The 23,083-nt window shown below is 71.7% G+C and carries 27 protein-coding genes and 1 pseudogene; 14 read left to right on the forward strand and 14 right to left on the reverse strand.

Features of this window, described 5'->3' with window-relative positions:
* The first annotated feature begins 115 nt into the window (after positions 1-115).
* From CP981_RS16020 to CP981_RS16035, 4 genes are all read left to right on the forward strand, one after another.
* A complete protein-coding gene (locus CP981_RS16020; RefSeq protein ID WP_085926456.1) occupies positions 116-862 on the forward strand; it encodes an alpha/beta hydrolase in 747 nt (248 codons plus the stop codon).
* 385 nt (positions 863-1,247) lie between these two features.
* Complete coding sequence (locus CP981_RS16025; protein ID WP_208852941.1) at positions 1,248-1,937, forward strand: hypothetical protein; 690 nt, start codon at positions 1,248-1,250, stop codon at positions 1,935-1,937.
* Positions 1,938-2,146: 209 nt separating this feature from the next.
* Entirely contained in the window at positions 2,147-2,395 is a 249-nt protein-coding gene (locus tag CP981_RS16030) for a hypothetical protein (protein ID WP_085926496.1), read from the forward strand.
* A gap of 366 nt (positions 2,396-2,761) precedes the next feature.
* Entirely contained in the window at positions 2,762-3,184 is a 423-nt protein-coding gene (locus CP981_RS16035) for a hypothetical protein (RefSeq protein ID WP_085926457.1), read from the forward strand.
* A gap of 121 nt (positions 3,185-3,305) precedes the next feature.
* On the opposite strand, the gene CP981_RS16040 is transcribed toward CP981_RS16035, so the two are convergent.
* Together CP981_RS16040 and CP981_RS16045 are read right to left on the reverse strand one after the other, a co-directional pair.
* Entirely contained in the window at positions 3,306-3,530 is a 225-nt protein-coding gene (locus tag CP981_RS16040; protein ID WP_143658970.1) for a hypothetical protein, read from the reverse strand.
* A gap of 116 nt (positions 3,531-3,646) precedes the next feature.
* Complete coding sequence (locus CP981_RS16045; protein ID WP_085926459.1) at positions 3,647-3,862, reverse strand: hypothetical protein; 216 nt, start codon at positions 3,860-3,862, stop codon at positions 3,647-3,649.
* Between the two features lie 187 nt (positions 3,863-4,049).
* On the opposite strand from CP981_RS16045, the gene CP981_RS16050 reads away from it, so the two are divergent.
* The 3 genes from CP981_RS16050 (at position 4,050) to CP981_RS16060 (ending at position 5,643) form a co-directional block, all read left to right on the forward strand.
* Positions 4,050-4,907 carry a helix-turn-helix domain-containing protein gene (locus CP981_RS16050; protein WP_085926460.1) on the forward strand — a complete coding sequence of 286 codons (858 nt, stop codon included), beginning with the start codon at positions 4,050-4,052 and terminating at the stop codon, positions 4,905-4,907.
* Positions 4,888-5,106 carry a DUF397 domain-containing protein gene (locus CP981_RS16055; protein ID WP_085926461.1) on the forward strand — a complete coding sequence of 73 codons (219 nt, stop codon included), beginning with the start codon at positions 4,888-4,890 and terminating at the stop codon, positions 5,104-5,106. The genes CP981_RS16050 and CP981_RS16055 overlap by 20 nt, the downstream gene beginning before the upstream one ends.
* Before the next feature lie 129 nt (positions 5,107-5,235).
* Entirely contained in the window at positions 5,236-5,643 is a 408-nt protein-coding gene (locus CP981_RS16060) for a hypothetical protein (RefSeq protein WP_208852942.1), read from the forward strand.
* A gap of 124 nt (positions 5,644-5,767) precedes the next feature.
* Here CP981_RS16060 and CP981_RS16065 read toward each other — a convergent pair whose 3' ends face one another.
* From CP981_RS16065 to rsmI, 6 genes are all read right to left on the reverse strand, one after another.
* Entirely contained in the window at positions 5,768-6,670 is a 903-nt protein-coding gene (locus CP981_RS16065; protein ID WP_085926462.1) for a 4-(cytidine 5'-diphospho)-2-C-methyl-D-erythritol kinase, read from the reverse strand.
* Positions 6,667-7,635, reverse strand: coding sequence for a 16S rRNA (adenine(1518)-N(6)/adenine(1519)-N(6))-dimethyltransferase RsmA (gene rsmA, locus CP981_RS16070; protein WP_085926463.1), 969 nt, complete (start codon positions 7,633-7,635; stop codon positions 6,667-6,669). The genes CP981_RS16065 and rsmA overlap by 4 nt, the downstream gene beginning before the upstream one ends.
* A 22-nt stretch (positions 7,636-7,657) precedes the next feature.
* Positions 7,658-8,812, reverse strand: coding sequence for a resuscitation-promoting factor (locus CP981_RS16075; protein ID WP_085926464.1), 1,155 nt, complete (start codon positions 8,810-8,812; stop codon positions 7,658-7,660).
* A 189-nt stretch (positions 8,813-9,001) separates the two neighbouring features.
* Positions 9,002-9,877, reverse strand: a complete 876-nt coding sequence (locus tag CP981_RS16080; protein ID WP_085926465.1) for a TatD family hydrolase — start codon at positions 9,875-9,877, stop codon at positions 9,002-9,004.
* 33 nt (positions 9,878-9,910) lie between these two features.
* A complete protein-coding gene (locus CP981_RS16085) occupies positions 9,911-10,369 on the reverse strand; it encodes a hypothetical protein (protein ID WP_085926466.1) in 459 nt (152 codons plus the stop codon).
* Between the two features lie 175 nt (positions 10,370-10,544).
* Positions 10,545-11,414 (reverse strand): 16S rRNA (cytidine(1402)-2'-O)-methyltransferase, encoded by an 870-nt coding sequence (gene rsmI, locus CP981_RS16090; protein ID WP_085926467.1) that lies wholly within the window; start codon positions 11,412-11,414, stop codon positions 10,545-10,547.
* An 88-nt stretch (positions 11,415-11,502) separates the two neighbouring features.
* Here rsmI and CP981_RS16095 point away from each other — a divergent pair, with 88 nt between their 5' ends.
* From CP981_RS16095 to CP981_RS16105, 3 genes are all read left to right on the forward strand, one after another.
* Positions 11,503-13,278 (forward strand): dolichyl-phosphate-mannose--protein mannosyltransferase, encoded by a 1,776-nt coding sequence (locus tag CP981_RS16095; protein WP_085926468.1) that lies wholly within the window; start codon positions 11,503-11,505, stop codon positions 13,276-13,278.
* A 154-nt stretch (positions 13,279-13,432) separates the two neighbouring features.
* Entirely contained in the window at positions 13,433-15,085 is a 1,653-nt protein-coding gene (locus tag CP981_RS16100; RefSeq protein ID WP_085926469.1) for a penicillin-binding transpeptidase domain-containing protein, read from the forward strand.
* Positions 15,086-15,244: 159 nt separating this feature from the next.
* The gene (locus tag CP981_RS16105) at positions 15,245-16,096 is read left to right on the forward strand and encodes an EamA family transporter (protein ID WP_085926470.1); all 852 of its coding nucleotides are present in this window, start codon (positions 15,245-15,247) and stop codon (positions 16,094-16,096) included.
* Between the two features lie 19 nt (positions 16,097-16,115).
* On the opposite strand, the gene CP981_RS16110 is transcribed toward CP981_RS16105, so the two are convergent.
* The gene (locus CP981_RS16110) at positions 16,116-17,069 is read right to left on the reverse strand and encodes a TIGR01777 family oxidoreductase (RefSeq protein ID WP_085926471.1); all 954 of its coding nucleotides are present in this window, start codon (positions 17,067-17,069) and stop codon (positions 16,116-16,118) included.
* A 74-nt stretch (positions 17,070-17,143) separates the two neighbouring features.
* Positions 17,144-17,341 (reverse strand): hypothetical protein, encoded by a 198-nt coding sequence (locus tag CP981_RS16115; RefSeq protein WP_085926472.1) that lies wholly within the window; start codon positions 17,339-17,341, stop codon positions 17,144-17,146.
* 11 nt (positions 17,342-17,352) lie between these two features.
* On the opposite strand from CP981_RS16115, the pseudogene CP981_RS38630 reads away from it, so the two are divergent.
* Together CP981_RS38630 and CP981_RS16125 are read left to right on the forward strand one after the other, a co-directional pair.
* A pseudogene (locus CP981_RS38630) lies at positions 17,353-17,568 on the forward strand (transcriptional regulator); the annotation flags it as partial.
* Positions 17,565-17,759 carry a DUF397 domain-containing protein gene (locus CP981_RS16125; protein WP_085926473.1) on the forward strand — a complete coding sequence of 65 codons (195 nt, stop codon included), beginning with the start codon at positions 17,565-17,567 and terminating at the stop codon, positions 17,757-17,759. The pseudogene CP981_RS38630 and the gene CP981_RS16125, both read left to right, overlap by 4 nt.
* Positions 17,760-18,027: 268 nt before the next feature.
* Here CP981_RS16125 and CP981_RS16130 read toward each other — a convergent pair whose 3' ends face one another.
* The 4 genes from CP981_RS16130 to CP981_RS16145 form a co-directional block, all read right to left on the reverse strand.
* Positions 18,028-19,236, reverse strand: coding sequence for a serine hydrolase domain-containing protein (locus CP981_RS16130; RefSeq protein WP_244329669.1), 1,209 nt, complete (start codon positions 19,234-19,236; stop codon positions 18,028-18,030).
* 124 nt (positions 19,237-19,360) lie between these two features.
* Positions 19,361-20,131, reverse strand: a complete 771-nt coding sequence (locus tag CP981_RS16135) for an energy-coupling factor ABC transporter ATP-binding protein (protein WP_085926475.1) — start codon at positions 20,129-20,131, stop codon at positions 19,361-19,363.
* Positions 20,119-20,880 carry a cobalt ECF transporter T component CbiQ gene (cbiQ, locus tag CP981_RS16140; protein ID WP_085926476.1) on the reverse strand — a complete coding sequence of 254 codons (762 nt, stop codon included), beginning with the start codon at positions 20,878-20,880 and terminating at the stop codon, positions 20,119-20,121. The genes CP981_RS16135 and cbiQ overlap by 13 nt, the downstream gene beginning before the upstream one ends.
* Position 20,881: 1 nt before the next feature.
* A complete protein-coding gene (locus CP981_RS16145) occupies positions 20,882-22,015 on the reverse strand; it encodes an energy-coupling factor ABC transporter permease (RefSeq protein ID WP_085926477.1) in 1,134 nt (377 codons plus the stop codon).
* Between the two features lie 312 nt (positions 22,016-22,327).
* Between CP981_RS16145 and CP981_RS16150 the strand changes: the two genes are divergently transcribed.
* Positions 22,328-22,540, forward strand: coding sequence for a hypothetical protein (locus CP981_RS16150; protein ID WP_244329670.1), 213 nt, complete (start codon positions 22,328-22,330; stop codon positions 22,538-22,540).
* Positions 22,537-22,935, forward strand: coding sequence for a hypothetical protein (locus tag CP981_RS16155; protein WP_085926479.1), 399 nt, complete (start codon positions 22,537-22,539; stop codon positions 22,933-22,935). The genes CP981_RS16150 and CP981_RS16155 overlap by 4 nt, the downstream gene beginning before the upstream one ends.
* The last annotated feature ends 148 nt before the right edge of the window (positions 22,936-23,083 follow it).

Genomic DNA, 23,083 nt, shown 5'->3' on the forward strand with positions numbered 1-23,083 from the left:
AAGTTCCTTCATCGGTCCGCACCGGTCAGGATCCGAAGAGCCGTTCACGGCTGAGCAGTCGCGCGTTCCCCTCGCCCTGTGAGTTCACGCATGATGCGCGTTGTAACGTGCCGCCATGGCACCGGACATGGGCATGGCGGGCACGACAGTGGAGACGGTACTCGGGCTGGTCTACGGCCCGAGCGGCAAGCGGCTGGACGTCCACCGTCCCGTCGGGGCGTCCGGCGCTACGCCCACCGTGCTGCTCTGGCACGGCATCGGCCCCGACGAGCGGGACGTGCTGGAGCCGCTGGCGCGGGCGACGGCGGCGCACGGGGCGCTGGTCCTGGTACCGGACTGGCGCTCGGACGCCCCGGACGGCGGCCGGTCACATCTGCTGGAGTCCCTGGCCTTCGCCCGTAAGGAAGCGGGTGGGCTGGGCGCCGACGGGGAGTCGCTCGTCCTGGCCGGGTGGTCGGCGGGCGCCGGGGCCGCGCTCGGGGTCGCACTGCGCCCCGAGATCGCGGACGAATGGCGGCCGTCGGCGGTGGTGGGCCTGGCGGGCCGCTACGACCTGTCGGCGCGGACCACCGGGACCCCACCGCTGGACGATCTCACCGCGGGCCGGGACCCGGGCGTCCCGGTCCACCTGGTGCACGGCACCCGCGACACCGTCGTGGACGCCCGGTACTCCCGCGACCTCACGGAGGCGCTGCGGACGCCGGGCCGGGCGGTGACCCTCCAGGAGCCGGAGACCGACCACGCAGGCGTGATCATGACCGCGTACGACCCGGCGACGGACCGCTGCGTCCCGACGGCCGACGAGCACGCGGTACGGGCGGGGCGGATGGTGGCGGGGGTGCTGGCGACGGCCGGGGCGTAGCGGGAGCGGGCCGTAGCGGGAGCGGGGTGCTGTCGCGGCAACGCCCCGTCGCGGGGCGGGACTCCTGTGGCGAGGGCCTCGACCTGTCGGGGCCCTGGTTCCGGCGAGCAGCTGGGTGCTTTCCCACCGGGCGGCCGGGACTGGTTCTTCGGGCTCACCGGCGATGGTCTCGGCTGTCGGGTGACACTGGTTCCGCCGAGCAGCTGCGTGCTCCACAACTGGGCGGCCCGGCCTAGCTGTTCGGGCTCTCCGTGGCGCCCTTCCCCTGCTCATCAGCCTGTTAGCCGGGTGTTAGCGGAGCGGCAGCCGTGCGCTAGTGACCCCGGCCAGAGTGGGTGACGTACCGAGGAGACCACGTCACCAACTGTCCTGGGGGGACCCCGAAATGAGCTCCAGCACCACTGCCCGCGCCGCTCGTCGCCGTACCCTGCGCGTTGCCGCCGCGACCCTGGTCGCGGCCGCCGGCCTCACTCTGACCGCCTGCGCAGGCTCGAACGCCGCCGACGCGAAGTCCGCGGGCCACACGAACTCGGCCGCCGCCGAGTCCAGCGCCTCGGGCTGGTCCGGGTTGCAGAGCACCGGTGCCAAGGCCGAGGTCAAGGCGGGCGTCGCCGCCAAGCAGTCGGGCAGCGCGCACGCCGCCAACGATGGCAAGGCGGCATCCACGGTCCGCACCCAGCGCCTGGCGGACGGCATCAGCACGGCCGAGATCACCAAGCTCGGTGACCAGCACTACCGCGCCAAGATCGTCGCCCGTGGTTCGGTGCTGGCCACGCTGGAGACGAAGGGGCACGACGACGGGCTCGACGCCAACGACATGTTCGTCACCCTCACGCTGGACGGCCAGGTCCACTCCTGGATGGGCGGCGGGCACCAGGGACCGGGCACCTTCAAGCTCGCGGGCGGCTGGACGGCCAAGGTCACGAAGGTCGGCGAACTGCGCTACCGCGCGCAGATCATCGGCCACGACGGCGTGGCCGCCACGCTGGAGACGAAGGGGCACGACGTCGGCCTCAACGCCAACGGCATCTACATCGTGCTCAGCAGCGGCGGCGTGATCAGCGCCCACGCGTAAACGGCCGCCCCGCCGGAGGCGGAAGCGTCCGACCGGCGCTGGTGCCCGCTCTTCCACCAGGACGGCACCACCCACCCGGCCACCTTCGTCAGCCCCGTCGGCTGACCACCCCGGTACCGCCGTGGACATGAGCCAAGCCGTGGACATGAGCCAAGAAGACCTCTGAGCGGGACCAGCTCAGAGCAGTGATGACAAGCAAGGAGATGACCATGAAGTCGTGGCGTACCCGTCTCGGTGTCGGCCTCGCTGTCGGTGCGGCAGCGGTCGCCATTCCGCTGACCGCCACCACCGCCTCCGCCGCTCCTCCGCCCGGCGACGGCTGGGTCCCCGTCGGCGCCCTGAAGTACCCGTCGAAGGCGGAGTGCGAAGCGAAGGAACTCCCGCAGGCCCAGGCGAACGGGTACCACGAGGTGTGGTGCGACGACAGCGAGACCATCATGCCCATCTACAGCCGCTGACCGCTCTCCACCCGGCGAGCCGACGGGAACCGTCCCGCCGGCACTGCGCCAAGAAGCCCGCTGTCCCCGTGGCCACACCGGGGCAGCGGGCTTTCCGCTTCACCGTTCGCCATGCCAATGCCCGGACAGCTCCTGGACGGTGCCGCGCCCGAAAACCGGTGGAACAGCGCCCCAGTACGCCCTCACCGTGCTGCCGGACCAAGTCTTCTGGATCACGTCACTACTACTCACGCCCGTTTGGTAGCGAGCCCCCTGTTGCTGTCACTGACCGTCGCCAGCGCCCGCGCCACTAACTAGTGTGCCCTCATGCAGACACCAACCACCCACGTTTTGAGGGGTGTTATCCGGAGCTTACGGGCCCGCGGCATGGAACCTGCGCTCGGCGGGTCCGGTTTGCTCGTTGCGCTCGGGCTTGCCGAGATCGCTCATGACTGGGATCTGACTGTTGACTCCCCGGAGGACGCGGTGCGCGAGACGCTGGGCGAAGATGGGTTCCAGTTCTCGGACGGGACCGGCGGCGACCGGGTGTACGCGACGCGGCGGCGATTCGTCATCGACGGCGGGGACCACACAATCGACTTGCTGGTGGGGTTCGCTCTACGGTCCACCGACGAGATCGTGCCGTTGCCCACACGGGTCACCGGATCCTGGAGGGGACTGCCCCTGGCGGATCCGGTGGTGTGGGAGCGGGCGTACATCCTGCTGGGACGGTCAGGGAAGGCAGCCGTGCTGCGTCAGTGGTTGAGCGACGAAGCCCCAGGCCGGAACGGGCACGGCCTGGCTTTTTGATTGAGCCACCTCAATCCCACGGACCTGCGCTGACCACGCCAGCTTCGAGAACGGGGTGCCGTCGCGGGAGCGCCTGGCCCGTGCCCGGCGGCCCCTCAGCACCGGCCCGCCCCTGGGCCCCTCAGCAGCGCCCGCCCCCACCGGACGACCAGGTGTTGAGCCTCCGTACGGCCTCCTCCAGCTCCCGGCGCCGGGCGGCTTGATCCGCGGGCGCGGGGTGCCTCTGCGCCTCCGCCGGGCGGACGTACGGCCGGACGAGGCGGCCGTCCTCGCCGCACAGCGGGAGCAGTTCGGGCGGCAGCCGCCGGACGCGTACGAGGCGCCGCCGCACCGGGGCCTCCGACAACCAGGCAGTGGGCGAGAGGGCACCGGCACTACTGGTCGCCCGATGGCCGCCACGGCCCGGAAGTAACCAACCCAGCAGCCTCCCCAACACTGTTCGGACGAGGCCAGGCACTCCCTTCAACGGGCGGCCGCCTTGCGGAGAACCTCGGCGAGGCGGCGGGCGGTGGCCGCGTTGCAGTTACCAAGGGCGACGAGCGAGACGCCGTAGACGCCCGCGAAGCCGGGCAGGTCGACGCCGAGCGACGGCAGCGTGATGCCGTGGTCCTTCAGCGCGGTACGCAGCTCTTCGGCGCTGTCGTGCACGTCGTCGGGGAGGGAGCGGTCGAGGGCCATGGGGCCCGCCTTTCTCTACACATAGCTACGAATCCATTACAGAGTGATGTGGCGCGGCGTAGCGTGAAAGGGGTTTGGGCTCCCGGCCGCGGTCCGGGGAATGCGCGGTGTGACGTGGTGGAAATGTGGGGACCGCCGGGGCTCGTCCGCAACGACTGTGAATCAGCTACACGTACGGCGGTGAACCGTGGTACGACGCAAGGACATTGACGGCTCGACGGGAGTCCCCACCTTCTACGGCAAGGAACTGCGCTACCAGCGGGAGCTGGCCGGGCTCACGCTCTCACAACTGGTCGAGGGCAGCTTCTACGGCCCGAGCCACCTCAGCGAAATCGAGCGCGGCGAACGGCGGATGCCGGCGGAGCTGGCCGAGCACGTCGACAAGGTGCTGAAGACGGACGGCTTCTTCAAGCGGCGCTGCGAGGACGTGCGGAAGGCGCGGCGGACCGGCCATGCCGAGTACTTCGAGCGTGTATTGGAGGCGGAGAAGTACGCGGAGACCATTGAGGAGTGGTCCCCCACCGTCGTCCCTGGTTTGCTCCAGACCGAGCCGTACACACGTGCAGTGGTGCAGGCGGCGCATCCGTTGGCGTCCGACGCAGAGGTGGACGAGAAGGTCAACGCCTCTATGGCACGTGCCTGCCTGTTCGAAGGGAGCGACCGCAGGACCCCGGAGTACTGGGCGATCCTGCATGAGTCATTGCTGCGCCACCCCATCCTCCCGCCGGAGGCTGCGGCCGACCAGCTTGACCGCCTCGCAGAGCTGTCACGGAGCCGCCGGATCGTTCCACAGATCCTTCCGTGGAACTGCGGACCACATCCGCTGATGCCCAGCACAGTCATGATCATGACTTTCCCCGACGCCCCGCCACTGGTTTACACGGAAGCGCAGTACAGCGGCGACACGATCGACGATCCGGCCCTCGTGAAGAGGTACCGCAAGGCATACGATCGGCTCAGGGCCGTCGCGTTGCCGCCGGAGGCGTCCCTCGCCATGATCGAGGAAGCGGCTGAGGACTATCGAAATGGCAAACAGCCACGTTGACTTGAGCACGGCCGTCTGGCGCAAGAGCAGTTACAGCAATGGCGACGGCGGAAACTGCGTCGAGGTCGCCGACGACCTCCCCGGCATCGTCCCCGTCCGCGACTCCAAGGCCCCCCACGGCCCGGCCATCGTCTTCCCGGCCACCGCCTGGGCGACCTTCGTCACCGCCGTCAAGGACACCGGCCTCCCTGGCGTCTGAGTCCGCCCGGCAAGCCAATTCACCGACAGCCGGCCGCGCACCTCGGCCCGTGCCGGTTATCACAGCCGCACCAACAGAGGCCCAGCGGAAACGCCTGGGCCTCACCGGTGCAAGGGAGGTACGACGAGGATGAACTTCACGCGCACGCTGCATGCGGCAGCCGCCTCTGAATACGAGTTCCATGGCAACAAGGTCGCCATCATCAGCACCGTCGGCGGTGTGGTCGTCCTCCTCACCGTCATCGCGCTTGTTGTTGTCATGGTTACCGTGAAGAAGAAGCGCCGTAATGGGCCGCCTCCGGGTGGCATTGGCGGATATGGCGGCCCCGGTGGGCCGGGCGTCCCCGGTGGTTTTGTGCCGCAGCCTCCCGGTCCTTACCAGCAACAGGCCGGCGCGCCGGGCGCCTACCAGCCCGGCGCCTATCAGCAGCAGCAGCCGGGGGCGCCGGGCGCCTACCCGCCTGGCCCCTACCAGCAGCAGCCAGAGGCACCCGCCTCGTTCCCGCCGGCACCGCCCACCCCGCCGTCAGACCGATAGCGCACCGCCGTAGCGGGACGGCAGGGGTACCAGGCTGCACACAGGCTGCCGGCCCCAACCTGCCCCGGGCTGCGTGCAGTCCGGGGCTTTCCCTGCCAAGACGGTTTTGAGAACTGTCCCCGCCCTACAGAACCGTCGCCCCCACCGCAGGCGACTCCGCCACCCGCACCTGCCGGCAGGTCCCCGATGCGAGGAGTGCCGCGGCCACCTGCTGGGCCGCCTCCGCGTCCTTGACCAGGAACGCCGTGGTCGGCCCCGAGCCGGAGACCAACGCAGCCAGCGCCCCGGCGGCGGTGCCGGCCGCCAACGTCGCGGTCAGGGAGGGCCGCAGGGACAGCGCCGCGGGCTGGAGGTCGTTGGCCAAGGCCCCGGCCAGGGCGGTGGCGTCGCCCGACTCCAGGGCGGCCAGCAGCTCTGGGGCCGCCTCCGGCTCCGGCACGTCCGTCCCCGCCGTCAGCCGGTCGAACTCGCCGTAGACGGCCGGGGTGGAGAGGCCGCCGTCGGCGACCGCGAAGACCCAGTGGAAGGTGCCGCCTACGGGGAGGGGCGTCAGGAGTTCGCCGCGGCCGCGGCCCAGGGCCGCCCCGCCCACCAGGCTGAAGGGCACATCGCTGCCCAACTCGGCGCAGATGGCCAGGAGTTCGTCCCGCGACGCGCCCGTCGACCAGAGGGTGTCGCAGGCCAGGAGGGCGCCCGCGGCGTCCGCGCTGCCGCCGGCCATGCCGCCGGCGACGGGGATGTCCTTGGTGATGTGGAGGTGGACGTTCGGCTCGATGCCGTGGCGGGCGGCGAGGAGTTCGGCGGCGCGGGCTGCCAGGTTGGTGCGGTCCAGGGGGATCTGGTCGACGTCGTGGCCCTCGGCGGTGATCCGGAGGGTGTCGGCGGGGGTGGCGGTGACCTCGTCGTAGAGGCCGACGGCGAGGAAGACGTTCGCCAGGTCGTGGAAGCCGTCGGGGCGGGCGGCGCCGACGGCCAGCTGGACGTTGACCTTGGCCGGTACGCGGACGGTGATCGCGGTGGTCGTCATGCCTGCTCTCCCCCTGGTGCCTGCTTTCCCTCTGGTGCCTGCTCGCCCCCTGAGGCTTGCTCGCCCCGTGCCTGACGGATGCCCGGTGCGCCGCCCGGGCCCTTGTGTTCGGCGATGCGGGCGAACTCCTCGACGGTCAGGGCCTCGCCGCGGGCCTGCGGCGAGACGCCCGCGGCGACCAGGGCGGCCTCCGCGGCCGCGGCCGAACCGGCCCAGCCCGACAGTGCGGCGCGCAGGGTTTTGCGGCGCTGGGCGAAGGCGGCGTCGATGACGGCGAAGACCTCGTCGCGGCTCGCCGTGGTCTCGATCGGCTGGTCGCGGCGGACGAGGGAGACCAGTCCGGAGTCGACGTTGGGGGCGGGCCAGAAGACGTTGCGGCCGATGGCGCCGGCCCGCTTGACCTCGGCGTACCAGTTGGCCTTCACCGACGGCACGCCGTAGACCTTGTTGCCGGGGCGGGCGGCGAGCCGGTCGGCGACCTCGGACTGCACCATGACCAGGGTGCGGTCGATGGTGGGAAACGTCGCGAGCATGTGCAGCAGCACCGGCACGGCGACGTTGTACGGGAGGTTGGCGACCAGCGCGGTGGGCGCGGGGCCGGGCAGCTCGGTGACGTGCATCGCGTCACGGTGCACCAGCGCGAAGCGGTCGGCGCGGTCGGGCATCCGGGCCGCGACGGTGTCCGGCAGCGCGGCGGCCAGCACCTCGTCGATCTCGACGGCGGTGACCCGGTCGGCGGCCTCCAGCAGGCCCAGGGTCAGCGAGCCGAGGCCCGGGCCGATCTCGACCACGACATCGTCGGGCCGGACCTCGGCGGTCCGGACGATCCGGCGGACGGTGTTGGCGTCGATGACGAAATTCTGGCCGCGCTGCTTGGTGGGGCGGACGCCCAGCGCGGCGGCCAGCTCGCGGATGTCGGCGGCGCCCAGCAGGGGGCCGGGATCGTCGGTGGTGCTCTTGCTCATGCCACAGCCTCGTTGCGCTCGTTCACCCGTGAAGCTTACGGCCGCAGACCGGCCACGGGCTCGCCCCCCTTCTGATGTAGAGCTTCTTGGCGCGGTAGGTCTGTTCCTGGGGGGTGGCGTCCTGCGGCCGGCCGTGGCCGCCGAGGGCCCGCCAGGTGCCGACATCGAACTGGTAGAGCCCGCCGTAGGTGCCGGAGGAGTCCACGGCGTTCGGCCGGCCGCCGGCCTCGCACTGTGCCAGCGCATGCCAGGCGAGATGGTCGGCGCCGCGCACGGAGGTGGGCAGCTCCCGGATGCCGAGGTGCACGACCTGCGGCCGCGGGGCGCGCACGACCTCGCTGTGCAGCCGCTTCGGCCGCTGTTTGACGCCGTTGACGGTGCGCACCCGGTAGGTGACCCGCCGGACTCCCGGGCGCCCCTGCTGGACGACGACCACGGTGCCGCGGGCCAGGCCGGCATCGGCCCGGTGGATCGTGCGGAAGGGGATGGCTCGGTCGCGGACCTCCTTGGAGCCGGTGATCCGCAGCACCGAGAGGGTCTGGCCGTCGTGCGGGAAGCTGTCCGGCGGCACCGAGGTGGTGTCCTGGTCGCGCAGCGCGAGCCCGGCCTCGGCCAGGGCCTCGCGGACGGTGGCGGCGTTGGTGCGGAGGCGGTGCGCGCGGCCGTCGGCGACGATCGTCACCGAGCGTTCGGTACGGACCGCCAGTTCCAGACCGCGCTGCCCGATGCGCCGCGAGCGGGAGGCGGACACATAGGCGCCGTCGGCCCGTACGCCGAGCTGGTGGAGGGCGCCGGCGACGGTGTCGGCGGTGGTCCACACCGTGCGGCGCTGTCCGTCGATGCTCAGCACGACCGGGCGGCCGTGCCGGACGACGACCTCGTCACCGCTGCTGAGGGCGGTGCCGGGGGCGGGCGCGACGATGTCGTGGGCGCCGATGTCCAGCCGTTCGTCGGCCAGCAGGTCGTCGACGTCGGAGGCGAAGGTGTGCAGGGTGCGCGGGGTGCCGTCGACGGTGAGCCGGACCGCCTTGTCGTGGGCGATGAAGGCGGTGGTGCCGCCGGCGAGGAAGGCGACGACCAGGGCCCGCGGCAGCAGCTGGCGCAGCGCTTCGGGGCCTTCGGCTCGGCGTCTGCGACGGCCGCGCGCGGCGCGGTGGCTGCTCTGCGAATGACTCACGGCGCGCTCCACATGCCCCGGCTGCGGTTGACGGCCGGAATGTAGCGGAGTATTCGTCACTCTCCAAAGTCACCCCGCTACGGAAAGTGATCGAAGGGGGGTGATGTGGACGGGATTCGGGGGTGCGGGCGGGCTTTCCGGTGGGGCGTACGGACTCTCCGGGGGCCGCCGGAAGGCCGCCGCGAACCGTCAGTAACCGAAGGCCCGCGCCGTGTTCGCCGCGACGGCGGTGGCCATCGCGTCCTCCGTCACCGACGCCACCTCGGCCATGGCCCGCAGCGTGACCGGAATGAGGTACGGGGCGTTGGCCCGTCCGCGGTACGGGGCGGGTGTGAGGAAGGGGGCGTCGGTCTCGACGAGGACCAGCTCAGGCGGGGCGACGGCGAGGGCGTCGCGCAGGTGCTGGGCGTTTTTGAAGGTGACGTTGCCGGCGAAGGACATGAAGTAGCCGGCCGCGGCGCAGATCTTGGCCATCTCGGCGTCGCCGGAGTAGCAGTGGAAGACGACCCGGTCGGGCGCGCCCTCCTCGCGCAGGATGCGCAGCACATCGTCGTGCGCCTCGCGGTCGTGGATGACCAGGGCCTTGTCGTGCCGCTTGGCGATCTCGATGTGCGCCCGGAAGGAGGCTTCCTGGGCGGCCATGCCCTCGGGGCCGGTGCGGAAGTAGTCCAGGCCGGTCTCGCCGACGCCGCGGACCTGCGGCAGTGCGGCCAGCCGGTCGATCTCGGCCAGCGCCTCGTCCAGGGCGCTGTCGCCGCCGGGCTCCCGGGCGCCCTGCCGGGACCAACCGTCGGGGTCGCCGAGGACGATCCGGGGCGCCTCGTTGGGGTGCAGGGCGACCGTGGCGTGCACGCTGTCGTGGGCCGCCGCGGTCTCGGCGGCCCAGCGTGAACCGGCCAGGTCGCACCCCACCTGGACGACGGTGGTCACCCCGACCGAGGCGGCCTTGGCGAGCGCCTCCTCGACGGAGGAGTCCTGCATGTCCAGGTGGGTGTGCGAATCCGCGACCGCCACCCGAAGCGGTTCGGGCAGCGGCGGCGGGGTGTTCTTGTCCTGCGGTGCCATGGCCGCGATCCTACGAGGGCCGCGGCACGGAGTTCACTTGCGGTGGTGCTGGAACGGGTGCAGCAGGTCGGAGAGATGCCAGTGGTGGCGGCCGGGGTCCTTGCCGTCGCTGGTGCCGGTGGCGTCCGGGTCCGCCGCCGGGGAGGCCTTCTTCCCGTTGCCGTGCTGGCGCTGATGCATGCTCGCCATCGCGTCGGAGACCATCGAGACCTGGCCGGAACGCATGATGCGGACGATGTCGGTGCCGCAGTTCACACAGGTGGGGCGGGTCAGCGGGGAGGGGACGCGCTGGCCGTCCGCGAAGTAGACGACATGCAGCTCCCCCTTGCCGTCGACCTGATGGACTATGTCGTACGCCTGCTCCCAGCCGTGGCCGCACCGCATACAGGCGAAGGAGTACGCCTCGTGCGCGGCGGCGTCGGCCTGGGGATCGGGGTGTGCTCCGCCCGTGGTCGTCGTGGAAACTCCGTGGGTCCTGGCGAAATCCGTCATGTGCTGCGCTCCTCTTGTCCTCCGGACAAGGTCTTCGGGAACCGTTGCGTCCCTGGTCCAGTGGACGCCTTTCCCGGTCACAAAGCAGCAGCTCGCCGACCGTATTGGCCCAGATTTGGCCAGGGGCAGGGAAAAGTCCCCGCCATCCCGGCCTGAGCTTTACCTTTCCGGCCGGTCATTTACCTTCTGATGGGTCGGTTTTCGCCGCGTTCTTCGCCGCGACCACCGCATCGAAGACCTCCCGCTTGGGCAGCCCGGCGTCCGCGGCGACCGCGGCGATGGCTTCCTTGCGGCGCTCCCCGGCCTCCTCGCGGACCCGCACCCGGCGCACCAGCTCCTCGGGGCCCAGGTCCTGCGGCCCGCTGTCCGGGGCGCCCTCGACGACGATGGTGATCTCGCCGCGTACGCCCTCGGCCGCCCAGGGCACCAGCTCGCTCAGCGGCCCCCGCTTGACCTCCTCGTACGTCTTCGTCAGCTCCCGGCAGACCGCCGCGCGCCGCTCGGCGCCGAAGATCTCGGCCATCGCGGCGAGGGTGTCGTCCAGCCGGTGCGGCGCCTCGAAGTAGACGAGGGTGCGGCGCTCGTCGGCGACCTCGCGCAGCCGGGTGCGCCGCTCGCCGCCCTTGCGGGGCAGGAACCCCTCGAAGCAGAAGCGGTCCACCGGCAGCCCGGAGACGGCGAGGGCGGTGAGCACCGCGCTGGGGCCCGGGACGGCGGTGACCTTGATGTCCCGTTCGACGGCGGCGGCGACCAGCCGGTAGCCGGGGTCGGAGACCGAGGGCATCCCGGCGTCGGTGACCAGCAGCACCCGCGCCCCGCCGGCCAGCGCCTCGGCCAGCTCGGGCGTCCGGGCCGCCTCATTGCCCTCGAAGTACGAGACGATCCGCCCGGATGGCTGGACGTCCAGGGCCTGGGTCAGCCGGCGCAGCCGCCGGGTGTCCTCGGCGGCGATCACATCGGCGGCGGCCAGCTCGGTGGCGAGCCGCGGCGGTGCGTCCGCGATCTCCCCGATGGGCGTCCCTGCAAGTACCAGCGTTCCAGTCACCTCCCCATCCTCCCAGGGCGCCGGCGCGCTCCGGCCGGTCGGTGTCCCCCGGTGCGGTCCCCGGCGCTCCACAGGCGGCTTCCCTACGATGGGCCGGGTGACGAGTGACACCACCGCGACCGACGCCGCCGCGCAGCACGCCCCGGAGCCGCCCGGAGCGCCCCCCGTGTGGCAGCGGCGACTGCGCCGTTTCGGGTTTCCGGCCCGCCCGCAGACCGATGTCCGCGCGCGGCTGGTGCCCGCCTTCCCCGAGTCGAGCGGTCGTCTGTGGGCCGCGTTCGGCGTGGGCCCGAACGCCGCGATCCGGCTGACGCGCTGGTCCGGCTGGCTGGGTCCGCTGCTGGTGGCGCTGTTCGCCGGGGTGCTGCGGTTCTGGAACCTGGGCAGCCCGCGGAAGGTGATATTCGACGAGACGTACTACCCGAAGGACGCCTGGTCGCTGCTCCAGTACGGCTACGAGGGCACCTGGGCCAAGAACGCCAATGACGCGCTGGTCGGGCATCCGCCGCAGCTGCTGCTCTCGCCCGAGCACTCGTATGTCGTCCACCCCCCGATGGGCAAGTGGCTGATCGCGGTCGGCGAGGGCCTGTTCGGGATGAACCCGTTCGGCTGGCGGTTCATGGTGGCGCTGCTCGGCACCCTGTCGGTGCTGCTGGTGTGCCGTATCGGTCGCCGGCTGATGCGCTCGACGGCGCTGGGCTGCCTCGCGGGCGGCCTGCTGGCGGTGGACGGTCTGCACTTCGTGATGAGCCGGACCGCGCTGCTCGATCTGATCGTGATGTTCTGGGTGGTGGCCGCGTTCGGCTGTCTGCTGGTGGACCGGGACCGCACCAGGGCCCGGCTGGCGGCGGCACTGCCGGTCGGGCATGGGGGCACCTCCCGTTCGAGCGAAGCCGAGAATGGGGAAGGCATCGCACGCCCCGACGAAGGGGTCGGTGACCGGCTGCGGCTCGGCTGGCGGCCGTGGCGGATCGCGGCCGGGCTGTGTCTGGGCCTGGCCACCGCGACGAAGTGGAACGGTCTGTACTACCTCGCCGCGTTCGCGCTGATGGCGGTGCTCTGGGATGTCGCGGCACGCCGTACGGCCGGCGCCCGGCACCCCTTCCGCTCGGCAGTGCGCCGCGATGCCGTGCCCGCCTTCGGGTCCACCGTCGTCGTCGCCCTCGCCACCTATCTGGCGTCCTGGTCGGGCTGGATCGCCACCAAGGGCGGCTACTACCGCGACTGGGCGACCTCACCGGAGGGCCGTACGGGTGCCTGGACCTGGCTGCCGGACTGGCTGCGCAGCCTGTGGCACTACCAGACCGAGGTCTACTCCTTCCACACCGGACTGACCACCCCGCACGCCTACCAGTCCAACCCGTGGAGCTGGCTGGTCCTGGGCCGCCCGGTCTCCTATTTCTACGAGGACCCCAAGGTGGGCCACGACGGCTGCACGGCGGCCGAGGGCTGTGCCCGCGAGGTGCTGGCGCTGGGCACCCCGCTGTTGTGGTGGGCCGCCTGCTTCGCGCTCCTCTATGTCCTCTACCGCTGGCTGTTCAAGCGGGACTGGCGGGCCGGGGCGATCGTCTGCGGTGTCGCGGCCGGCTATCTGCCGTGGTTCCTCTACCAGGAGCGGACCATCTTCCTCTTCTACGCGGTGGTGTTCGTCCCGTTCCTGTGTCTGGCGCTGGCGATGATGCTCGGCGCGATCGTCGGGCCGCCGGGCTCGACGGAGCGCCGCCGCACGATCGGCGCGGTCGGCGCCGGTGTCCTGGTTCTCCTGATCGCATGGAATTTCATCTACTTCTATCCCCTCTATACGGGAATGCCGATCCCCAAGTCGGCCTGGCACCACCGGATGTGGTTCGACACCTGGGTGTGAACCCGCCAATTCGACAGTTCCGTAACAGCCGTACAACAGCGCGTCACCGGACCGTGCCCGTATCGAGACTCACCGCCCTCCCGTGTCCCATAGAGTGCGAGGCACGTTCTTGTGTGCGTATTCAAGGACGAGGCTCTGGGAGGGATTCAGCGGCATGCGCCGAGAGGTGAAGTACGGGCTGATCGGCGGATCGGTGGCCCTGGTGGCAGGAGTCGTGGGCGGCTTCACCCTTTTCGGCGGCTCGGACGAGTCGTCGCAGGAGGTCAGCTCGGCGGATGCCAAGTCGGGCGACAACGGGACCAAGGTGGCGACCGGCCCGCTGTCGGCCAAGGAAGTGCAGACGACATCGCGGGAGTTCCTCACCGCATGGCAGTCCGGCGACGCGGCCAAGGCGGCCGGGCTGACCGACGACCCGGAGAAGTGCAAGAGCGCGCTCGCGTCCCTCGGCAAGCAGGCGCGGTTCTCGAAGGTGACGCTCACCCCGGGCACCCCGGCCGGTGACAAGGTGCCGTACACCGTCGCCGCGCAGATCGACTACAAGGGCACCAAGGCCGCGTACTCGTACCGCACCTCGGCGACCGTGCAGCGCGACAAGGCCACCGGGAAGCCGCAGATCGCCTGGAAGCCGACGATGATGCACCCGGGTCTGGCCAAGGGTGACGAACTGCGCACCGGCGAGGCGGAGGCGCCGCCGATCAAGGCCGTGGACCGCAAGGGCACCGAGCTGACCCCCGAGGCGCATCCGGCGCTGGCCGGGGTGCTGGACAGCCTGCGGGACAAGTACGGCGACAAGACCGACGGCAAGCCGGGCGTGGAGCTGTTCATCCACCGCGCCAAGGCCGCCAAGCCCGCCGACCAGCTGCCCGAGAAGACGCTGAAGGTGCTGTCCAAGGGGACGCCGGGCACGCTCAAGACCACCCTGGACGCCGGGATGCAGACGGCTGCCGAGCGGGCGGTCAAGGGCAAGAAGTCCGCCTCCGTGGCCGCGGTCAAGCCCAGCACCGGCGAGATCCTGGCGCTCGCCAACTCCCCGGAGAAGGGCTTCAACCTGGCCACCCAGGGGTCGCTGGCCCCCGGCTCAACGATGAAGATCGTCACCGCGGCGATGCTGATGGACAAGGGCATGACCTCGCCGGGCAAGTCCCACCCGTGCCCCAAGTACGTGACGGTCGGCGGCTGGAAGTTCCAGAACCTCAACAAGTCCGAGATCAAGAACGGCACGTTCGCGCAGAGCTTCGCGGCCTCCTGCAACAACGCCTTCATCTCGCAGGCCAAGGACCTCAAGGACGACGACCTGACCAAGGAGGCCCGGGACGTCTTCGGTATCGGGCTGAACTGGCAGACCGGCATCCCCACTTTCGACGGCGCGGTGCCGGTGCAGAGCGACGCGCAGATGGCGGCCTCGCTGATCGGCCAGGGCGGGGTGCGGATGAACCCGCTCAATGTCGCCACGCTCGCCGCGACGGTCCGGGCCGGCTCCTTCCACCAGCCGTACATCGTCTCGCCGGACCTGGACCACCGGACGCTCGCCAAGGCGCCCCGCACGATGAAGCCGTCCACCCTCAGCGGGCTGAAGTCCCTGATGAAGCTGACCGCGACGTCCGGTACGGCCGCCCAGGCGATGTCCGGCGTCAGCGGTGACGTCGGCGCCAAGACCGGCTCGGCCGAGGTCGACAACCAGAAGAAGCCCAACGCCTGGTTCACCGCCTACCGCAACGACCTCGCCGCGGCGGCCGTCGTCCCGGCGAGCGGCCACGGCGGCTCCAACGCGGGCCCGGTGGTCCGCGCCGTTCTCACCGCCGGCTGACGGGACGGGGCGCCGTGGGGGCGCCCCGTCCCAGTCACCGAATCCGGTTCGCATGGCCCGTACAGCTTTCGCTAGCGTGCGGGCCATGAGCGATTCCGCCTCCGGCGCCGCCCCGGGAACCCCGACCGTCACACCGACCGGCGTGCGCGAGCGCACCTCGTGACCCCGCTCGTCGTCGCCGCGGTCCTGATGGCCGCCGTCACCCACGCCAGCTGGAACGCCATCGCGCACGGCATCCGCGACCAGCTGCTGGCCTTCACCCTGGTCGGCGGCGGCGGTGCGGTCTGCGGCCTCGCGCTGACCGCCGTCACCCCGCTCCCGGCCGCCGGCGCCTGGCCCTTCCTCCTGGCCTCCGCCGTGCTGCACATCGTCTACCAGGCCCTGCTGATGCAGTCGTTCCGGCTGGGCGACTTCGGTCAGATGTACCCCATCGCCCGCGGCACCGCGCCCCTGGTCGTCACCGTCCTGGCCGCCGTCTTCGTCCACGAGATCCCCGACGGCTGGGCCCTGGCCGGTGTCGCCCTGGCCTCCGCGGGCCTGGTCGGGGTCGCCCTCTGGGGCATCCGCGGCTCCGGGACCCGGCCGCACTGGCCGGCCCTGGTCGCCGCCCTCGCCACCGGCCTCGCCATCGCCTCGTACACGACGGTCGACGGCCTGGGCGTACGGGCCTCCGGCAGCGCCCTCGGCTACATCGGCTGGCTGATGCTCCTCGAAGGCATCGCGATCCCCGCCTACGCGCTCGCCACCCGCGGCCGTCGACTCGGGGCCGAACTCCGCCCCTTCGCACTGCGCGGGCTGGCCGGCGGGGTGCTCTCCGTCTTCGCCTACGGTCTGGTCCTGTGGGCCCAGACCCGCGCCCCCCTCGCACCGATCGCCGCGCTGCGCGAGTCCTCGATCATCGTGGGCGCCGCCATCGGCGCACTCTTCTTCAAGGAACGCTTCGGCGCCCCCCGTATCGCCGCGGCGGGCCTGATGGTCATCGGCATCGGCCTGATGCTGCACACCGGCTGAGGGGCGCCGCACGGACCGCTCAGCCGGCCACCCGTCCACCACGGACACGCCGCACCAGATCGTCCGCGGCCGCCGGCCAGGCCTCGTACGCGAACTCGAAGCCCGCCTCACGCAGCCGGCCGGGCACCACCCGGCGGCTCTTGAGCAGCAGTTCGGTGTCGGTACGCAGCGCGAGCGCCCCCAGCTCGGCCATCCACTTCGTGGCGGGCAGCCCCACCGGAACGCCCCAGGCCGCCCGCAGCGCGCGCATGAACTCACGCTGCGGCAGCGGACCGGGCGCGGCGAGATTCACCGGCCCGCTGAGGTCGTTCCGGTCGACCAGGAACTCCACCGCGCGCACGAAGTCCCGGTCATGAATCCAGGACACGTACTGGGCACCACCCGCGACCGGCCCGCCGAGCCCCAGCCGCGCCATCCGCAGCAGCACATCGAACACCCCGCCCCGGTCCGGGCTCATCACCATCGCGGAACGCAGCGCGACCTTACGGGTCTCCGGGGTGGCGGCCTCCTCCTGCGCCCGCTCCCACTCCTTGGCGATCTCCACACTGAACGCCCAGTAGTCCGGCACACCGGGCTCCGCACCCCCCAGCTCACCCGTCGCCTCGTCATGGGCCGCGTCGAACCGGTGGGTGTAGATGGTGGCGGTACTCATCTGGAGCCACACGCGGGGCGGCCGTTCGGCCGCCGCGATCGCCTCGCCCACAACCCGGGCGGAATCCACCCGCGAATCCATCATCTCCTGGAGATTGGCCCGCGTGTAGCGGCAACTGACGCTGCGCCCGGCCAGGTTGATCACGACATCACTGCCCTCGATCACCGCCGCCCAGGGACCGAGCGTCGCCCCGTCCCAAGCCACGTCCCCCGCCCGCACCGGACGTCTGGTCAGCACCACGACCTCATGCCCCGCCGCAGCCAGCGCACGACGCAGAATGCCGCCCACCTGACCGGTCCCTCCGGGTATCACTATCTTCATCGGGCTCCCCTCCTGGTCACCGGGTGTGTGGTCACCACACCCGGCACCAGCAGATGCCACCGGCCCCGGCCCCGTCAACGACGCGGCCGGACCGCGCCGTCGGGCAGTTCCTCCAGCGCACGGGGACCGCTCCCCTCCCCCTCCACCGGTGTGTCATCGTGCCGGGGGTGCCGCCGCAGCAGGACCCGGCAGTCAACGGCCTTCGACCTGTCGCGGGTTCGTTCCGCCTCGGCCAGCTCCTCCCGAAGCGCCTGGCACGTCGGACAGCTCACAGCGACCTCCCCAGCGGCCCGTACTGCTGCCGCCGCGCGTCACCGTGCTGACGCTGTCGGACCGCTCCCTCATGTCGTACGCCGAGTCAGCTCAACGCGGCTATCTCGAACGGGAAAGCACCTCGGTGGTGCCGATACTCACGGCCTACCATCAGCTACAGGCCGACGCGCACTCCCAGGCGGCGTCCGTGACCTTGATCCGCCAGCTACGAAAGGGCATCTCGTGACCGACTCCCTCCGATGGGTCAAATCCTCGTACAGCGACAACGGCGGACAGTGCATCGAGTGGGCGCCTGAGCACGCGGCGGCCACCGGAGAGTTCCTGGTCCGTGACAGCAAGGACCTCAACGGCCCGCAACTCACCCTCACCCGGGCGGCATTCGCCGGGCTCGTGGAGTTCGCCCGGCACCACGGGTGACCTCTCCCCCCGCACCCCGAGTGACCGGCCCTCGCCAAGCGGCGGGGGCCGCTGTCGTTGTCCCCCTCCCCCACCGGGGCGGCTCCCGCCCACCGCGCGGAAGGGTTCGGGGGCTCCGGGGTGGTGTTGAGGACGTAAAGCGAAGCAGTCCACAACACCGCCCCGGAGGCCCCGAACCCGGCACCCACCACTCACCGGGGGCCGCCCCACCACCCCACTCCGCTCCCGCCGAAGGCGGGCACAAACTCACAGAAGAGGCACGGCGGCCTCACCCGGCAACGTGGGAAACAGCCCGCAACAGCGCTTGCGCACGCGGATCCGCCGTAACCCCCCGCTGCATCCCGTTGGTGACATAGCCGAACGCCAGCCCGCTCTCGGGATCGGCGCAGGCCAGCGCGCCCCCGCGGCCCGGGTGGCCGAACGACCCGGGCGCGAGGAGCGGCGAGGCCGGCCCGTGGAGCATGAAGCCCAGGCCGAAGCGGGTGTGGACCAGGAGGGTGCGGTCGAGGCCCGCGGACTCCTCGGTCCGGGCGAGGGTGAGGGTCGCGGGCGCGAAGAGCCGGGAGCGGCCGTCGACGGGGCCGATGAGCGCGGCGTAACAGCGGGCCAGCGAACGGGCGGTGGCGACGCCGCCGGAGGCGGGCAGCTCGGCGGCCCGGTACGCGGGCGCGTTCTCGTCGGGGGCGGGGGAAATCGCGCCGAAGGCGCGGCTGGTGAGCGAGTCCGGATCGGCGTACGCGTCGGCGACGGCTTGCTTCGGGCGGACCCGGAGCCCGGACCCGGCGGGCGGGGCCGGGGGCTCGACGGCGGCCAGCCGCCCGACGCGGGACTGCGCCTCCTCGGGCAGGCCGACCCACAGGTCGAGGCCGAGCGGCCCGGCTATCTCGTCGGCGATCCAGCTGCCGATGCTGCGGCCGGTGACCCGCTGGACCAGCTCGCCGAGCAGCCAGCTGTAGGTCTGCGCGTGGTAGCCGTGGTCCGTGCCGGGTTCCCAGACGGGTGCCTGGGCGGCGAGCGTGGCGGGGCCGCTGACGCCGTCGATGGCCTGTTCCGGGGTGAGCGGGGTGTCCAGGACGGGCAGTCCGGCGCGGTGTGTGAGCAGATGGCGGACGAGGACGCGTTCCTTGCCGGCGGCCTTGAACTCGGGCCAGTACGTGCCGACCGGTGCATCGAGGTCGAGCTGTCCGCGCTGGTGCAGCAGCAGCGGGACGATGGCGGCGATGCCCTTGGTCGCGGAACGGATCACCTGGGCGGTGCCGGCCTCCCAGGGCGCCGCGTCCGCCGCGTGCTTGCCGGCGTCGCCGTCCCTCGTGCCGCCCCACAGGTCGACGACCTTGTGCCCGTGCCGGTAGACGGCGACCGCCGCGCCCCGCTCACCGCGCCGCGCGAAGTTGGCCATGAAGGCGTCCCGGACCGGCTCGAAGCCGTCCTCGACCGTGCCCTGGACGTCCACCACTGACTCCCGCTTCCCACTCATCCGTCGCTTTCGTGACCCATCCATGGTGCAACGCGCGGATCAGTGCTCATGACCAGGACCGCGGCCCGTGGCGTTCGTCACATGCGAACGGCGCGGCCGGGCCCGGGGAGGGCTCAGCAGTGGGTCACAGCGGGACGTCGACCGACCGCGGGTCGAAACCGAAGGGCAGCTCCAGCCGGTGGGTGCGCATCAGTTCCTCGTCGCACAGCAGCTCCTGGGTGCGCCCGTCGGCGACCAGCACACCGCCGGAGAGCACCACGGAACGCGGGCAGAGCTCCAGCGCGTACGGCAGGTCGTGGGTGACCATCAGGACGGTGACGTCCAACGACCGCAGGATGTCGGCGAGTTCCCGGCGGGAGGCGGGGTCGAGGTTGGAGGACGGTTCGTCGAGGACCAGGATCTCGGGGCGCATGGCCAGGACGGTCGCCACCGCGACCCGGCGGCGCTGGCCGAACGAGAGATGGTGCGGCGGCCGGTCGGCGAACTCCGCCATCCCGACCCGGGTGAGCGCCTCGGTGACCCGTGCGTCCAGTTCGGCGCCGCGCAGCCCGGCGGAGGCCGGTCCGAAGGCGACGTCCTCCCGGACGGTGGGCATGAACAGCTGGTCGTCGGGGTCCTGGAAGACGATGCCGACGCGGCGGCGGATCTCGGCGAAATGCTCCCGGGCGACCGGCAGCCCGGCGACCGTGACGCTGCCGGCACCCGCTTCGAGGATGCCGTTGAGGTGCAGGACGAGGGTGGTCTTGCCGGCGCCGTTGGGCCCGAGCAGGGCGACCCGCTCGCCACGGCCGACGGTCAGGTCGACGCCGAAGAGCGCCTGGTGGCCGTCGGGGTAGGCGTAGGCGAGCCCGGAGACGGCGAGGGAGGGGGGCGTGGTGGTGCTCAAAGGGTCCATCCCAGGAGGCAGACGGCGAGCGCGGCCAGCGGGAGGGCGGCCGCGCGGGTCCATTGTGTGCGGGTGGCGGCGCCGGCGTCGACCACGGGCATGGTGCCGGTGTAGCCGCGGCTGACCATCGCGAGGTGGACCCGCTCCCCGCGCTCGTAGGAGCGGATGAACAGCGCCCCGGCGGACTTGGCGAGCACGCCCCAGTGACGGACGCCCCGGGCCTCGAAGCCGCGGGAGAGCCGGGCGATCCGCATCCGCCGCATCTCGTCGGTGATCACATCGCCGTAGCGGATCATGAAGGACGCGATCTGGACGAGCAGCGGCGGCATCCGGAGCCGCTGGAGGCCCAGCAGGAGTTCGCGCAGCTCGGTGGTGGAGGCGAGCAGCACGGACGCGGCGACGCCGAGGGTGCCCTTGGCGAGGATGTTCCAGGCGCCCCACAGCCCGGACTCGCTCAGGCTCATGCCGAGGACGGCGACCCGAGGCCCCTCGGCGACGAACGGCATCAGCACGGCGAAGGCGACGAACGGCACCTCGATCAGCAGCCGCTTGAGCAGAAACCCGGCCGGGACCCGGGCGGCCCCGGCGGCGGTCGCGATCAGCAGCGCGTACAGCCCGAACGCCCAGACCGCCTCGCGCGGGGTGGAGACGACGACCAGCACGAAGCCGAAGACCGCCGCGATCTTGCAGTGCGCCGGCAGCGCGTGGACCGGCGAATGCCCGTGCCGGTAGAGCTTGTGCGCGTGCCCCGCGCCCATCTCAGACGCTCTCCGACGGGCGCCCGGCACCCGCGTCGGGCCGCTCGGCGGGGGCGGCGTTCCGGCGGCGGCGCAGCACGACGAACACGCCGGTGCCCACGGCCAGCGTCGCGCCGACGCCGATGACCCCGGCGAGGCCGCCGGACAGTCGCGGGTCGGTGATGTCCTTGACGCTGTAGTCGGCGAGCGGGGAGTCCTTGGCGGCGTGCTCCTCGGCCTTGCGGTCGATGCCGTGGTCCTGGGCGACCTTCTCCAGGCCGTCGGGGCTGGCGGAGGCGTAGTAGCTGATGCCGCCCGCGCACACCAGGGCGGCGGCGAGGCCGGCCAGCCAGACGCGGCGGACGGAGCGGCGCGCGGGGGCCGGGGCGGCGGCAGCGGGCACGGGGGTCGGCTCGGCGGCCGGGGCGGCCCCGTCGGCCGGTCCGGCGAGCGGCGAGGTCCGCAGCTCCAGCGGCTTGGTCAGGCCGCGCGCGCCGTAGACCAGGTCGGGGCGCACGGCGATCACGGCGCCGACGGTCAGCGCGGTGATCGCCGCCTCGCCGATCCCGATCAGCAGATGCACGCCGACCATGGCGGTGAAGACCTTGCCGAGCGGCACGTCCGCGGTCCCGCCGAGCGCGTAGAGCCCAGTGAAGGCGACCGCGGCCGCGGGCACCGAGAGCAGCGCGGCGACGAAGGAGGCGACGGTGACCGAGCGGCGCCGCCGCGGCAGCACCTTCACCAGGCCCCGGAACAGGCCGTAGGCGACCACGGTCGTCACGATCGCCATATCGGTGATGTTGACGCCCAGCGCGGTCAGCCCGCCGTCGGCGAACAGCACGCCCTGCATCAGCAGCACCACCGAGACGCACAGCACGCCGGTGTACGGGCCGACGAGGATCGCCGCGAGGGCGCCGCCCAGCAGATGTCCGCTGGTGCCCGCCGCGACCGGGAAGTTCAGCATCTGTACGGCGAAGATGAACGCCGCGACCAGTCCGGCCAGCGGCGCCGTACGCTCGGCGGCGGCCGCACCGGCCGGCCCCGCACCCGCCAGCTCACGCCGGGCACCGCGCAGGCTGACCGCCACCGCGACCGCGGCGACCACTCCGGTCGCCGCGGACACCGGCGCGTTGATGAATCCATCGGGTACGTGCATCTCGGCTTCTCCGCTTCAGGTGCTGCAACCCGCCAATGGTGGGGCCTCCTGCAAATAAGTTGCAAGAGCGCCCATGATGCGGAACGGCCTCGGCGCCCCTCGAAGGGGGGTCCCATCTGGGCATCCTCTTCCGGTGGCACATGCGCGCGAATGAGAGGAAATCGGCGTCGGCCCAGCACTCGATGAGCTGCTGTACGACGGCGCGGACCCCGGCCGTTATGGATGCTCTATAGTCCAGCTATGGCATCGACGACAATTCAGGTCCTTCGGGAGACCCGTGATCACCTTGCCGAACTCGCAAAGGAGCGAGGGGTGAGCATCGGCCAGCTGGTGCAAACTCTCGCCGCGGAGCAGCCGACTGCGGCACAGCGGGCGGAGCGGCTGGCTGCCGACCGTGAGGTCGTACGCCGCATGATGGGCGTGGACATCCGCGACGAGGAGTTCGAGCAGGCACCCGATGTGCTCGGCAACCTCTACAAGATCGCCGCCGAGAAAGTCCGGGCCGCCAGGGGCACTGCAGCGTGATCATCCTCGACACGAGTGCGGTCAAAGCACTCGCCGGCGGCCACAAGACGCTGAACCTCCTGGCGGGCAACATGGCGCATACACCCGGTGAACGCCTCAGCATCCCCGCCCTGTGCCTGACGCAGGCAGAAGCCGGTCAGGAGAACCTCTCGCAGCGCGTCCTCGCCCTCTCCTCCGTGGTGGTCGACAGTCTCGACACGATGGCCGCCGTCAGCGTCGGCACCATGATCCGCGACGGCTACGGCGGCCCCGACACCTGCCACGCCCTGTACTGCGCACTGCCACGCCCCGAGTTCACCGGGATGTCGATTCTGCTGACCGGCAACGAGGACGCCTACCCGCCGGGCGTGGTCACCGTCGACATCGACTCTCCCGGGATGCTGGGCTGCCACTGACGGGACCGCGCGGACCAGTGGAGGGGGCGACCGAGGCCGACATCACCCGACCGAGTTGCCGCCGCCTGCTCGTCCCGAAACGATGGGTGCGTGAGCGATGCACCCGAGGCCGTCGGGCCGCGCCCGGAGCCGAACCCCGCGAAGCCCC

It is taken from the genome of Streptomyces platensis (assembly GCF_008704855.1).
GTDB lineage: Bacteria > Actinomycetota > Actinomycetes > Streptomycetales > Streptomycetaceae > Streptomyces > Streptomyces platensis.